The sequence below is a fragment of the Candidatus Uabimicrobium helgolandensis genome (genome assembly GCF_041508025.1).
Lineage (GTDB): Bacteria > Planctomycetota > Uabimicrobiia > Uabimicrobiales > Uabimicrobiaceae > Uabimicrobium > Uabimicrobium helgolandensis.
Genome location: NZ_CP165719.1, coordinates 8,928,841 through 8,942,685 on the forward strand (window position 1 = coordinate 8,928,841; position 13,845 = coordinate 8,942,685).

At 33.5% G+C, this 13,845-nt stretch carries 11 protein-coding genes; 9 read left to right on the forward strand and 2 right to left on the reverse strand.

Translation table 11 applies throughout. The features are described 5' to 3' along the window. The first annotated feature begins 19 nt into the window (after positions 1-19). Positions 20-166, forward strand: coding sequence for a hypothetical protein (locus tag UABHE_RS33000; RefSeq protein WP_372367730.1), 147 nt, complete (start codon positions 20-22; stop codon positions 164-166). 285 nt (positions 167-451) lie between these two features. On the opposite strand, the gene UABHE_RS33005 is transcribed toward UABHE_RS33000, so the two are convergent. Then, positions 452-1,822, reverse strand: coding sequence for a hemopexin repeat-containing protein (locus UABHE_RS33005; protein ID WP_372367731.1), 1,371 nt, complete (start codon positions 1,820-1,822; stop codon positions 452-454). 196 nt (positions 1,823-2,018) lie between these two features. Between UABHE_RS33005 and UABHE_RS33010 the strand changes: the two genes are divergently transcribed. The 6 genes from UABHE_RS33010 (at position 2,019) to UABHE_RS33035 (ending at position 9,210) form a co-directional block, all read left to right on the forward strand. Beyond that, positions 2,019-2,531: a hypothetical protein gene (locus UABHE_RS33010; RefSeq protein WP_372367732.1), complete on the forward strand. Its 513-nt coding sequence runs from the start codon at positions 2,019-2,021 to the stop codon at positions 2,529-2,531. Between the two features lie 144 nt (positions 2,532-2,675). Next, the gene (locus UABHE_RS33015; RefSeq protein WP_372367733.1) at positions 2,676-4,178 is read left to right on the forward strand and encodes a hypothetical protein; all 1,503 of its coding nucleotides are present in this window, start codon (positions 2,676-2,678) and stop codon (positions 4,176-4,178) included. A gap of 166 nt (positions 4,179-4,344) precedes the next feature. Continuing rightward, complete coding sequence (locus tag UABHE_RS33020) at positions 4,345-5,868, forward strand: hypothetical protein (protein ID WP_372367734.1); 1,524 nt, start codon at positions 4,345-4,347, stop codon at positions 5,866-5,868. Positions 5,869-6,251: 383 nt separating this feature from the next. Further along, positions 6,252-8,117 (forward strand): protein kinase, encoded by a 1,866-nt coding sequence (locus UABHE_RS33025; RefSeq protein WP_372367735.1) that lies wholly within the window; start codon positions 6,252-6,254, stop codon positions 8,115-8,117. Between the two features lie 80 nt (positions 8,118-8,197). After that, on the forward strand, positions 8,198-8,500 hold the full coding sequence (locus UABHE_RS33030; protein ID WP_372367736.1) for a PqqD family peptide modification chaperone: 303 nt from the start codon (positions 8,198-8,200) through the stop codon (positions 8,498-8,500). 83 nt (positions 8,501-8,583) lie between these two features. Beyond that, positions 8,584-9,210, forward strand: coding sequence for a hypothetical protein (locus tag UABHE_RS33035; RefSeq protein ID WP_372367737.1), 627 nt, complete (start codon positions 8,584-8,586; stop codon positions 9,208-9,210). Between the two features lie 5 nt (positions 9,211-9,215). Here UABHE_RS33035 and UABHE_RS33040 read toward each other — a convergent pair whose 3' ends face one another. After that, on the reverse strand, positions 9,216-11,801 hold the full coding sequence (locus UABHE_RS33040) for a protein kinase (protein WP_372367738.1): 2,586 nt from the start codon (positions 11,799-11,801) through the stop codon (positions 9,216-9,218). Between the two features lie 463 nt (positions 11,802-12,264). Here UABHE_RS33040 and UABHE_RS33045 point away from each other — a divergent pair, with 463 nt between their 5' ends. Continuing rightward, positions 12,265-13,140, forward strand: a complete 876-nt coding sequence (locus UABHE_RS33045) for a mechanosensitive ion channel family protein (RefSeq protein ID WP_372367740.1) — start codon at positions 12,265-12,267, stop codon at positions 13,138-13,140. 129 nt (positions 13,141-13,269) lie between these two features. Then, the gene (locus tag UABHE_RS33050) at positions 13,270-13,833 is read left to right on the forward strand and encodes a class I SAM-dependent methyltransferase (RefSeq protein ID WP_372367742.1); all 564 of its coding nucleotides are present in this window, start codon (positions 13,270-13,272) and stop codon (positions 13,831-13,833) included. Positions 13,834-13,845 lie beyond the last annotated feature (12 nt).

Consider the following 13,845-nt stretch of genomic DNA (forward strand, 5'->3'; position numbering starts at 1 on the left):
AAAAAATTGGTGGGTGATTATGCATTTCGCAAAAGACAATATCGTAAACCTTTTTTTCTCCCAAAATCAATTAATGGATGAAGTTAATGATTACATTAAAAAACCAGAAGATAAACGAAAATCCAGAAAAATTTATCACAAATTATGGCAACCTCTAGAAAAATAGCTAGTGCAAGCTAAAAAAGTTTACTTAATTCCTGATAGGTATAGGCGTCGTCGACCTAAGAAACTGCGCTCTTAGAGTTAAAGGAGTTCCCTAGGCTAATATCGCTTAGGGCGACTCTTGTATTTATTTTAACTTTTACTTAAGTACCTGATAAAAATAGTTACCCTTTGAATACAGAGCTTTTATTTTCTAGTGCGACACGAGTGCAGTTGTAATTGTGTAACTAAGGGCAATAGAATTAGTAATTAAAAGAGCAGATGTGAATAGACTAATGCTTTTGGCGGATTACTTAGAAGGCATTGTCCAAAAAGTAGCAGCATCTATACCACTTGATGGTAATTTTCTCCACTTTGATTTTATTTTTTTTGGACCTTTATTTTTTTCGCCAGTGTTTATATCAAAAGATAGCCACCTTGATCCTTTGAACATTAAAATCTCAGTGTTATTCCAATTCAATGCTGCATCCAAATTGCTTGGTGCATCGGGAAACCATGTGCGAATTGAAACAGGACCTCCATCTTGTTGACGGGAATTCACAGTATAGCGAACTGTTTTTTCGCCTTTGAAAAAGAAAACGTCGCCGTTCCCCCAATTTAGAGCGGCATCTATGCCATCAGGCCATAAATCGGGCCAATGGCTTGATATTGGACTAGGTCCCATGTCTTTTTTACGAGTCCTTGCATTAAAACGAATGAATTGGCTTCCTTTGAAGAAATACACATGGTTATTACCCCAATTCACAGCGGCATCTATTCCACTTGACCATGAACCACGCCACTCTTTAGATATCGCCCTTGATCTATCTCTTTTCTTAGGCTCTATTTTGTAACGAATAATTTTGCTGTCTTTAAAAAAATAAGAGCGTATATTGTTTTGGTTATCGGTAGTGTTCTCGTTATTATCTCCGTCTTGTTCTTCACTATTTTCGTACTGAACACCGTAACTGCGAGCTAATACATCTTTCATTATTTTTTCATATTCTGCCGCTAACCCTTGTGATTTAGCATATTGACTTATGATGGTATTGGCAACTTGAGGATCGACAGGAATAGTCTCTTTTACTTTGGTAAACTCCGCTGGTATACTGCCTGTTCTCAGGTCGCCGCTTAGCTGCATTGCTTTCGAAACGATACCACTGTAGATTAAGCCTTCCCAAAAACGAGGGTCTAAAGGAGGGGTTTTTCCTAATTTAACAAATTTTGACACCATTTCTGCAACATTTGGTGGAGACATTTCTCCTAGTTCTTTTTGCAATTGTCTGCGAAAATCAGTAGGAAATTTTGAGAAAATTTGATTTACATTAATTTGGGGTATTTTTAATTTACTAAAATCAAATGGTATTTTATCAGCAAACGAAGGTTTGTCACCGCCAAAAGGAGGTTTGTCACCGCCAAAAGGAGGTTTGTCACCACCAAAAGGAGGTTTGTTACTGCCAAAAGGAGATTTACGGTTACTAAAAGGACTGCTATTTTTTCTGACAGATGGCATTTTAAAATTTGACTTTGGGCGCGGAATTTTTACTTTTCCCATACCACGCATACCACCCATCTTCATTCCTCCAAGCCCTCCTCTACCACCACGAGGACCACCTCTCTGAGCAATAATTTCAGGAACAAAAAGTATTAAACACAATATCCCACAACACAACAATTTCATATTTTTCTCCATCACAAAATAAACTGAAAGTTACGACTATTATTGTAACATACCATGCCTGAGACTAACTATGTTTTATATACATATTACAGACACTTTTTAACCTTTCTCTTTTTTTTGCTTCTTACTATAAGAAGCATTGTTAGTTTATAAAACGAATTTGTTTAAAGGTAAGTAAATTATTTTGGAGCAAAAAATGACTAGGAAAATCCATACAATTAGTGTTGGAACTAATGTTTCTATTTGTGCTGATTCCGAAGCTATTTATTTTGCTTTTGAATGTAAGGAACCTTATCTCAGTAAGTTAAAATGTCAGTCAACACAGAATGATGACAGAACAATTTCTGATGATGATAATGTTGAAATTGTTATTTGTAAACATGAAAATAAATACCCTCTTTATTATTTCGGATTGAGCGCAAAAGGACTTAAACTCGACTATACATATAACAATGTAAAAGGGGAAGAGTGGAATTTTGAATACAATCCGAAATGGCAATCTTCTGTATCGCACAACAAAGATTCGTGGAATGCAGAATTGAGAATACTGTGGCAATCTTTACAAATTGAACCGACTTTTCCAATAAAACTGAAACTTAATTTTGGTCGTAATCGCGCCCACTTCAAAGAAAAAGCTAAATGGGCTCCCTCCTTGAGATGGGCTCCCTTTGAACGAAAATGGTTTGGTAATATAACTGTTGATAGATAGAGACTTTAAATCTTTACTATGAAAACGATAAGCAATGACTACTGTTTATGAAGAACTGTATTTTTTATGTACCAAATATAGGAAATTCCAGGGATATAAAATAGAGTATTTTATTTCGTGTAACGAAAGAATAAGGATTTTCTTATGATTAAGTACATTGTTTTATTACTTGCAACATATAGTTGTGTACGAAGTTTTCCTCTAGAAATTACTAAAATTTGTTCTAAAGTTGAGGCGAATAGGAATTTTTTATACGTGGTAGACATTGTCAATCGTGGTAACGGTATGAATGATTTACACATTGCGTGTCAACTAGAAAAATGTGTTTATATCGTTTGTAGTCAACAGCCCGAGTACAAAATAAGGCCACGAAAAGGTTTGTATAAACTGAAGTGGTCAAAAAAGTTAACAACTAATGGGCGAATGCGTTTACTTTTTGTTATGGGTGGTGTTCGAAAAAAAGAGTCTCCTATTATCCGCGTTTCAGTTATGCAAGGTGGAAAAATTGTACAATGTACCACTAAAAATGCAGTGATGAAAAGAGACGTTTGGAAAAAATACCTTGTACAACTATCTGGAGACACACTTCGTTTATTTAATAGTTATTTAGCTTGGTATTCACTATTGATGGAAGAAAACAGTCCTAAATTAGCAAGCATTGGCGATGAATTATCATTCAGTGTACGCTTACATTATGATGGAAGCAAAATAGATAATGTTGTTTTAGACTATACCATAAATCCAAAATTTGAATACCTAGAAGCGAGCCAAAAGCCTAACAAAGTTAAAAAGAACCGTTTAGTTTGGAAATGGAGAACATTAGAAAATAGTGTTTCTATAACGATAAAATTAAAAGTAAAGGAAAAAGGTCTTTTGTACAACAGTGCTAATCTTAACTGTTTACAATGTTCTGCTCAGAAAATTGTTTCAATAACGAAAGTTAATCAGTCAAAGAAATATTTTTTGAGAATAAAAGGGTCGAGAACTGTATACGCAGGTAAACGCTGCCGTATGAAGGTTTTTATCCATAATACAAAAGATACAGCTTTACGTAATTTGCGAGTAGTTATTTCTCTGACCAATCACTTTTCTATTATTTCGAGAAGCGATTCACCAACAATTTCCGATTCGAAAATAGAGTGGAAGATTAGTTATTTAGCGGCGCATGATCAAAGAAAATTTGAATTTACTTTAGTATTCAAACTAGATGGTCCTTCCTTTGCTCTGGGTAAACTAATGAAGGGAGGTCTTCTTTTAAAAGAAGACGCAATGTTGATTAATTGTTTAGCTTCCTCTGCTTTACTTTTGGAAGTGATCGAAGATGTAGAACCGATCTCTGTAGGAGAAGAAACTCAGTATCTTATTCGGGTGACAAATTGCTTTTCTACAGATTTTAAACTTATTATAACAGCAGAACTCCCTGATGGTTTAATTCCCATTGAAGTAAAAGGATCTACTCAAGGATATATTGTTAAAAACAAGTATATATACTTTGAAGCTCATCCACGATTAAATGTAGCGCAAAAAATTCAATTTGTAATAAAAGTAAGGGCTACCAAGACAGGAGACATGCGTTTACGCGTAAGTCTTTTTTCCAAAGACTTGAATGATTATGTCATAGAAGAAGAAAATACTTACGTTTATTAGGATGTCTTTGTGTTTATAAACGTTACTTTGTTGTAAAGATTTTTAGTATTTTTTGTACCAAATATGGAAAACGTTAGGGATGTAAAAGTAGTTGTCTTTGCGAGAACAACACTTTTGTCTACTGTGTATTTCTATATTTCGTACAAAAAATATTGAGGATTGTTCTATGATTAAGTACATAATCGTTTTATTATTTTTGACCTGCATACAAGGTTCTCCCCTAAAAATTACTAAAGTTTGTTCAGAAGTTAATGAAAATAAGAATTTTTTATATGTGGTAGATGTTGTTAATTATAGTGAAGAACGGAGTAATTTGCGTATTGAATGTTGGTTAGAAAATTGTTCGTATATTATTTGCAGTGAAGAACCTGAAAGTCAAAATAGTGAAGATAATTGGTATCGAAAACCAGATACATTGCAATGGTCGCGGAAAAAAATTACCACTGGTGAAAGTATACGTTTACTTTTTGTAATAGATGGTCTGCGAAATAAAGTATTTCCTTCCATTCATTTTACCATTACTCAAAATAACGAAATTGTGCAGTGCTCTACAAAAAATACAACCATGCAAGCAAATGACTTGGAAAATTACCTTGTAGAACTACCTTATTCTACACGTCGTTTATTTCGAAATTATCTTACTTGGCATTCTTTATTAATTAAAGAATGCGCACCTAAAAAGGCCGATCTTGAAGAAGAAATTCTGTGCAAAGTACATTTACGCCATAGTGGAAACGAGATAAATGACGTTGTACTTCATTACAACATAGATTCAGGATACAAGTACCTAGGGACTAGTCTTAAACCACGCAAAAAGCGTAACAATCAATTAACTTGGAAATGGAAAACATTAAAAAGAGATATTTTTTTGACTATCAAATTAAAAGTAAAAAAAAGAGGTATTCTGTGTAATAATATTTCTGTTAAATGTTTTGAGTGTCCTACCCAAAAAGCAGTATCTATAGTGCGGGTTGATAGACGTAAATTCAACAAATATTCTTTAAGTATAGAAGGACCAAAAAATTGCTATATCAGCAGGCGATTTATGGTAAATGTAATTGTTAATAATCAAGAAAATACCGTGTTACAGAATTTTCAGGTTATTTGTTCTACAACAAAAGATTTTATTATTATTTCTGGCAGTCATTCTCCAAAAATTTCTGGATCTAAGATAAAATGGCATATTGATTACCTAGCTGGATATGATCAAGTTTCGTTTACATTTAGTGTAGTAGTGAAGAAGCACAAGTCTTTTTTTGTAGAAGGAAAATTAATGAAAAGGGATTTACTATTAGCGGAAAATATTGCATGGGTTAACTGTCGTGGTTTTTCTTCTTTGCTTTTGGAAGTCATTGATACTGTAGATCCGCTTTTAGTTGTCGAAGAAGAAGAAACTAGCTATGTTATAGAAGTAACAAATTGTTTTCATACAGACTACCAATTAATTATAACTGCTGTGTTTCCTGACGGTTTAATTCCTCTAGAAGTAACAGGAGATACGATAGGTCATATTGTTGAAAATAGATATGTGTATTTTGAAGCGTATCCCAAGTTGCATATGAAAGAGAAAATCAGATTTATAGTTAAAGCAAAAGGTGTGAAGCGAGGGGATATGCGCTTAAAAGTATATCTTTTTTCGAGAGACCTTGTTTCTCCGATTATAGAAGAAGAAAGTACTCATGCTTACTAGAACGTGCCATCAATAACCATCGTAGTCGTGATCCTGAGGAGATATTCTTGGATTTCGCGCTTGTTTTAATATTCCACGGTGGAACTAATACAGTCAAAAAATAGTTCGATATTTTAAACTAGGGTGTGGATATTTAGAATTTATTCGTTACATAGCCTTTGTAAATCCTAGCGTTGTTGTGTCAAAATTACAGAACTTGACTATGCCGCGTTTAATAGGCCTAACTGCGCCCTACAATGACTTATACACTAAACAATTTGAAATGTTTATATGCCCTATTGAAAGTTCAAAAAAGAATTAATTTTTCTTTTTTCTCTGCGCCCTCTATGGTTTAATCCTAAAGGATAGGCTAGTAGTTAGGTAACATTGGTAAAGGGACGAAAATGAATCAAGGGGCGCAGAAAACATTTGGACAATATACTATTCAGCAAAAACTTGGTGCAGGTGGAATGGGTGTTGTTTACAAAGCGTTTGACAATAAATTGCAGCGAGTTGTCGCTATTAAAATGATTACAAACCAGGATAGTACAACAAGGGATATTGAGCGCTTTTTACGCGAAGCACAATCGATGGCAAAGTTAAATCATCCAAATATTATTGAAATTTATGATATCGGAGGTAATCCGAAGCCTTTTATCGCAATGGAATTTTTGGAAGGAAATGATCTTTCAACACTGTTCAAGGCGAGGGAAATTAAAACACCACAACTTATAAAAATTATTACTGATATAGCTAAGGCTCTAATCCCGACCCATAAGGCTGGTATTATTCATCGCGATATAAAGCCTGCAAATATAATGGTGACAAATGATAATGTTGCTAAGCTAATGGATTTTGGCTTGGCAAAAACCGACAAAGAAGAGCAAGGACTCTCTAAAAGTGGTTCTGTTATAGGAACACCTGCCTATATGCCTCCTGAACAAGTGGCAGGCAAAGTAAAACCTACAAATGATATTTATTCTTTGGGAGCTAGTCTCTACGAAGGCTTAACTGGGCGTCCGCCTTTTGTAGGTGAAAGTTATGTTAACATGCTATCGCAAATTATTCTTGGCGAACCAATTCCTCCACGTGACCTCAATCCTGATATTTCTGTGTACCTCGAAGCTATATGTCTAAAATGCATGAGCAAAAAACCACAGAAGAGGTATCAAAAAGCTGAAGAGCTTGTAAGCGATTTACAAAATTTTAGTAAAAATCGCCCGATCAAGGCGAAACCATATACAAAAGCAGATAAAATTAAAAAGACCATATCTCAGAATAAAGGTATTTTTAGTCTAATTTTCTTATCTTTCTTTTTAATATTCGTTTGCTGTTGCATTTTGTACTCTAGTAAAGAAACATTGCAAAGTAAAAATGTAGAGTTAAATATTGAAAAGGAAAAGTTAGAGAATTTTGCTTTTCAGGTATTCAGTCATGCTGCAGACTTGTTAGATTATCAAAATACGAAACATAATTTAGAACTAGCTAAACGACTAACACATTATATGAAGACACTTGGTCGACTAGGCCCTGAAAAATTATTTACTAAAAATGAAAAAATTGCACAACAATACTTTCTTTGTGTTTTTACAGGTTCAAATCAACAAAAAATAGAAAAATATAGCGAGATTATAAGCAAAGACAAGTTTATTATTGCTTTAACTTCAAGAATACAATGCTATATCGATGCAAAAGAATACCAAAAGGCAAAAGATGATTGTTCAACGGTTAGGAAACTAAATCCCAAAATCAATATTGTACACTACTTTGAGGCTAAGATTTCTTTTCGTGAAAAGAAATATAAAAAGGCTTTAGAGCAAATACAAAAAATGTTCACTACTCAAGTAGAAAACCATAGAGTTTATCGTTTACGAGGTGCAATTTATCAAAAACTAGGTAAATACCAATTAGCCGTAGAAGATCTAACAACTAGTCTTCAGAAAAAATCTGATAGTCTTACTTTTTTCTACAGAGGATTTTGCTATTTTTACTTAAAAAAATACCAAAAAGCGCTAAGTGATTATAACAAAGCAATCAGCCTCAATCCAGAAGACTACAATGCCCAATTTCAGCGTATTCTGGTGTATAAAGAGCTAGGTAAAAAAGAAAAAATAATTACTGAAAGTAAAGACTTAGCTCCTATATTTTTAAAGCAAAAAAGATATCAAAAAGCTATTGACCTTTGGAAAATGGCAATAGCAGCAGGTGGACCTCGTAAACAACTAAGAAAAAAAATTAAAAAAACAAAACAACTAAGAGCAAAAAAATAATTCTATTGCAAATTAAGTGGTATAATAAAACAGAGACGTATTTGCGTAGTTAGTTTACAATAGGAGAAAGGAAGAGTTTTATGTTGAAATATACAACAGTTGTATGTCGCGAAGAAGGTATTGATGTAGAAAAAATAGAAGATGCAATAGCAAAACTCAACAGTGGTGCTCATGCTATGGGAGATGCTATATGGAAACTCACCGCTAAAATGATTACTATTAATAATATATGCAAAATTTTAGAGCGCCAATTTGATGTAACTCAGGAAGAGTGTTATGAAGAAACAACTTCTTTTCTCAAACAGTTACTGGAATTGCAAGCTGTAAAAATTACTGAAAGTAGTCAAACCACAAAGCTTCCTAAAATGCCTAGATCGAATTAGAAAGCTGTTGTTTACCTCGTCCGAAAATCAATAGACTGTTAGGATTGAAATATCGGTATTTCACTGTAATAATGGAGTAGAAAATGAGAAAAATTATTATTGTTATAACATTTGTAATTTTACTTTTTTGCTGCTGCAAGTGGCAAGGTAAACAACAAAAACCCACCATCCCAAAAAAATATAACATTGAAAATTGCTTAGTAAAGTGGCATTTTGAGAGCAATTCACAGTTAGACAAAATAGATGATATTTATTATTATTTTCAACACAATAAAATTGTAGCTAAAACAATTACCGAAAATTATAAACCGGTAGCGCTTACAAAAGACTTTTCGATTGTCAATGAACCTTTGTTATTTGCAAATAAAAATAAACCTGAAGTTGTGGTTAGTGATAAATTTTTTACTACACTACGGGTTGTTAGTGTTCCTAGTTTGACTAAGAAAAAAGTTGTAGGGCGTTTTTTACTTAATGATTCTAGTGTTTTTCGGCAATTGGTTAAGTTTTTGTTTACGGCTAATATTATACAGACCTATTTGCACATAAACTCGGAAATATGCTTGATGAAAGAAAAATTTACTAAAGAATACTACCAAGCACATTTTACCGGGAAACACACTTATTATACAAATAGCGAGAATGAAGTGTTTTACCAATTTTCAATACAAGTATTCATACCTAGTGGAAAAATTGTAGTACATAAACTTTGAATCTATCAATCCCTTTGTCCATAAGCGCGTAAGAAGCCATCAGTACTGCCTATATATACACGCTTTTTATAAATTATTGGGGAAGAATAATTGTAGTAACCAGTGATTGGTTTTCTTTTTTTGTGTGTATTGATTTTGTTGGTTTTTACGTTTATGGAATAAAATGCTTCGATACTATTGATGAAAAGATCATCTCCTGCCATAGATGGACATGACCAAACAGAATTATCTTTTGTTAGAAATGAAGGCATCGTTTCTTTTACCCATTCAACTTTCTCTTTTTCTAAATTGATTGCATGTAAAAGACCTGTTTTTGTTACAACAAAAATCATACCTTTATAAAAAATACCTGTTGAATATATTTTTCCTTGTAGTTTAGTACTCCAAATTTTATGACCATTTTGAGCGTTTAAAGCATAAAAGATGTTGTGGCAAGAAATGTAAACTTTATCCTTGATAACAATTGCTGAACTGTAACTTTTTGAATCTCTGTCGTATTGCCACGCAATTTTGCCATTTTTTTTGTTTAAAGCGTATACTTTTTTTTCGTATTCAGTAATGATAATAATATTTTTGTACATAGAAGGTGAGCAGTATAGCTCTTCGCCTTTTTTGCCTTTAAAATGCCATTCTTTTTGCGATGTTTTTAGATTAACGGCATAGAGATTCTCTTTTTCAGTATTTATATAAATAGTATTTTTGGCTATAAGAGGAGAAAAACGTTGTGATTGTTTTACATTATAGTGAAATAGTTTTTTACCTTCAAAAATATCAAGACCATACATATCACCTTTGTCATTACCAAAATAAACTATGCCGTTAAATATAGACCCATAACCGTATATGGGGGCTGACGATTCAAATTTCCACAGAAGATTACCTTCGTCGTTAATACAATAAAAAAAACCGTTTAGATCGCCAAAAAATATTTGTTTGCCTAGTACCAAGGGAGAAAAAATAATACGTGCGTTTTTTACAGGAAATTTCCATAGTAATTTAAGTGGTAGAATAGGCACTTTTTTTGCTTTAGAGAGTCTTGAAATATTATCTAAAAAGAAGGACGAATCTTCTGCTTTTGCACGGTACAAGGATCTATTTAGTTTGTAGTATCTTCCAGAAGAATGAAGAAAAATGATTTCAATAATGTTTCGGCCGTATTTTAATTTTACATTAGTTTCGAAATTGGTTTGGGTTTGATCCCAGGTGATTTTTTTGCTGTTTGCGTGAATTTCAGTAATTCCAAGTGGTAGATTTATTTTAATAGTTATTTGCTTTTTGAATGAAGGAAGGGCGTCAGAGGACTGGGTTTTCAAAATATTAGGAGAAATAATTTTAATATGTTGTTTAAGTATATTCTCTTCTGCTAGTGTACTATTTTTTAAAAACGTATACAAGTTTATTGATGTACTAATAGTTAATAGAATGATTAGTATTGTACGTAACTTGTGTTTATGTGTCCAAAATTTTATATTTTTTAAACTGGGTGATGGCTGTACTGTCTTTGTGCTTACACCATCAAGAAAACGTTGTAAATCTTCGATCATTTCTCCAACAGATGAGAATCGTTCTTCTTTTTTCTTGGCAATAGCTTTCATGACTATGTTTTCAAGATCTTGTGGAATAAGTGGATTAATTTTTCGCGCAGGTGTTGGTTGAGCATTTACAATTTTATGTAGTGTCGCTAGAGGTGTTGGAGCACTAAATGGTACTTGCTGAGTCAATATTTTATACAGTGTAATTCCCAGTGCGTAGATATCAGTACGTTCGTCTATTTGTTTTGTTTTCCCGTGTGCTTGTTCAGGAGCCATATAAGCTGGTGTTCCGATTAATGCCCCTGTTTGGGTTATTCGTGACTCTTCTCTTGTAAAACGAGCTAAGCCAAAGTCAGTAACTACAGGATCTTTTTCATTGCGCATGAGAACATTGCTTGGTTTTATATCGCGGTGTAAAATATTTTTTTTGTGGGCATGTTGAATAGCTTCGGCAATTTTGATGAATATTTGTACTGCTCTACGAGAGCTAATTTTTCTATTTGTTAGAAACATTTCAAGATCTAGACCTTTTAAGTATTCCATTGTAAAAAAGTTAATGTTATTGTGTTTTCCAACATCATATATTTGAATAATGTTGGGGTGTTTGAGTTTTTGCATTGCTGATGTCTCTGCTAGAAAACGACTTTCTTGTTGTTGGTCAGCTTGTCCGCCAGCAAGCATTGTTTTAAGGGCCAGTTGTGCTTTTCGATCAGGATCTTCTACAAGTAGCACGCGTCCCATATTCCCACTACCAAGTTCTTTGATTATTTTGTATTTGCCAAATTGTTTAGTAGAGATATTTGCAGTTGTTTGTTTCTTGACTAATGTTTTTTTGGACGCTTCAAGTGATAATAACCTTTGATTGAACTTTTGTACAACAAGATTAAAAGCATCTTGATCTATTTGGCTATCACAAAGGCAATTATTTATGAACCATTTTATGTTTTCTTTTTCTTCTCTTCCTGGAGGTTTTTGGTTCCAGATAAATTCAATACGAGTTGCATTTATATTGTTTGTTTTTAGTAAGTGAAATAAGTACTCTTGTAAAGAGTAATTCATGGATCTTTCTCCAAGGATAGAGTTGTACATGTTAAACATACTGCACGTAAAGAGTTTTAAAACTATAACATGAAAAGAGTAATAGTTAAAAGGGGAAAAAGAAAGCATGCAAACCAGACATTAGAGAGGTAAGGCAAAGAAAAACGGAATTCCTCTAAGGTCAGTAACTAAATGGCATTTGAAGCCATAATAATATAATTTTTTAGAAACACAGTATCTAAAAGAAGCTCCATCATATTGAAATTGCAGAGAAGAGTTTTTCAATCTTTGAATGTTACATAATTCAATGGGAAAAGAATCAATAAAAAATCCTTTGCCAGAGTTAGCACCTGTAAGGTTTACGAAATATTGCCGGAGAAAGCAACAACTTTTGTCATAGGTCAATTTTAACATGTTTTAAATCAGGCTTTTATGCCAATCGCAAGATTATTATTTCAACTGGAACAAGTCGTAAGGATTTACTGTGTATATTTTTTGGTTAACATATTTTTCAGTTATTGGTCTTATTGGCATTGTCGTCATTTTTCGATTGAGAAAATTTATTGATGGCTTAGAAATTTATCGGAAAAAAGCTCTGAGAAAAGTCATCGACTTTTCTGCTGTTCCTACTGATTCTCCTATGGACTTAGACAAATGGTCGCAGGATGCCGGAGTTAAAAGCATAGAAACTCGCTTTAGCATGATTCGCCGTATTTTGGCACCATTTGTCTTCTTTTTCTGGTTTTTCTTGCTATTTGTGCCTCTTTTTCCAACAATTCCCGCAGTTTTTGCTTCAATACTTGCAGCGTTTATCACCGGTTTGATTGCAATTATAACAAGACCTATTATCGAAAATGCTATCGCAGGTATTGTGATTTCTTTTTCTCAACCAATTCGCATTGGCGACACTGTAAAAATAGACGGGCACTATGGCACAATTGAAGAAATCACTATTACCCACACAAAACTAAAAGTATGGAATTGGCAACGTTATATTATTCCTAATCGTATTCTTCTTGAAAAAGAGTATCTAAATTATTCCATTGTTGATGAATTTATCTGGACTTACGTCGAATTTTGGGTCGCCTACAACGTGGACATTGATTTAGTTAAATCAGTAGCAATTAGTTGCGCTCAACAAAGTCAGTACTTATTAAATTGCGAAGAACCTGCATTTTGGGTCATGGGATTAGAACAAAAAAGTATTTGCTGCTGGGTTGCCGGTTGGGCTGATACTCCAGGAAATGCATGGGAGCTACAAGCAAACATTAGGCAATCGTTGATTAAAGGATTTCAACAGCACGGCATTTTTACCCATTTGCAAAACATTCGTTTACAAAAGGAAAAAGAGCAACAGTAGAGTTATTTTGGTACTTTTTTTGATAATTCATCCAGTTGACAATTGTATCTTGAAACTATATCATATAGGGTGTATTAACGCGCTTCTAATAACATTTACTTTAAGCACATCTTTGTCTAGGTAGCAATAATGAGACTAACAGATCATTGTCATTTATATGTAAAAAAAATATTGTGCTTAGGAGGCGTAGCGGTTGATGCTACCGTTGGAAATGGATACGATACATGTTTTCTCGCTAACATTGTCGGAGAATCAGGCCGGGTTTTTGGTTTTGACATACAACCCGCTGCCATTACTTGCACCAAAGAACGATTAAAACAACAAGGCCTTACAAAAAATACAGTCCTTTTTAATAAAAGTCATTCACTTATGAAAGAGTTTATTTCCAAAGACTACCATCATAAGCTGCAAGTTATTATGTTCAATTTGGGTTACTTACCAGGCGCAGACAAGAAAATCATTACCAAATCTTGTACAACCATTACTGCTTTTAATGAAGGTTTAAAACTTTTAGCTAAAGGTGGACATTTAATTGTTATGGTTTACACTGGACATGATGGCGGAGATAAAGAGTGGCAAGATATTCAGGAGTGGTTTTCTACACTAAATACCAGCTTGTATAACATTAATTTCCCTGTTTCTCCTTCGCCACGTAGAGAAGTTCCTAAGTTATTTGCTATTGAAAAAATATAAGGGGTTTATTGT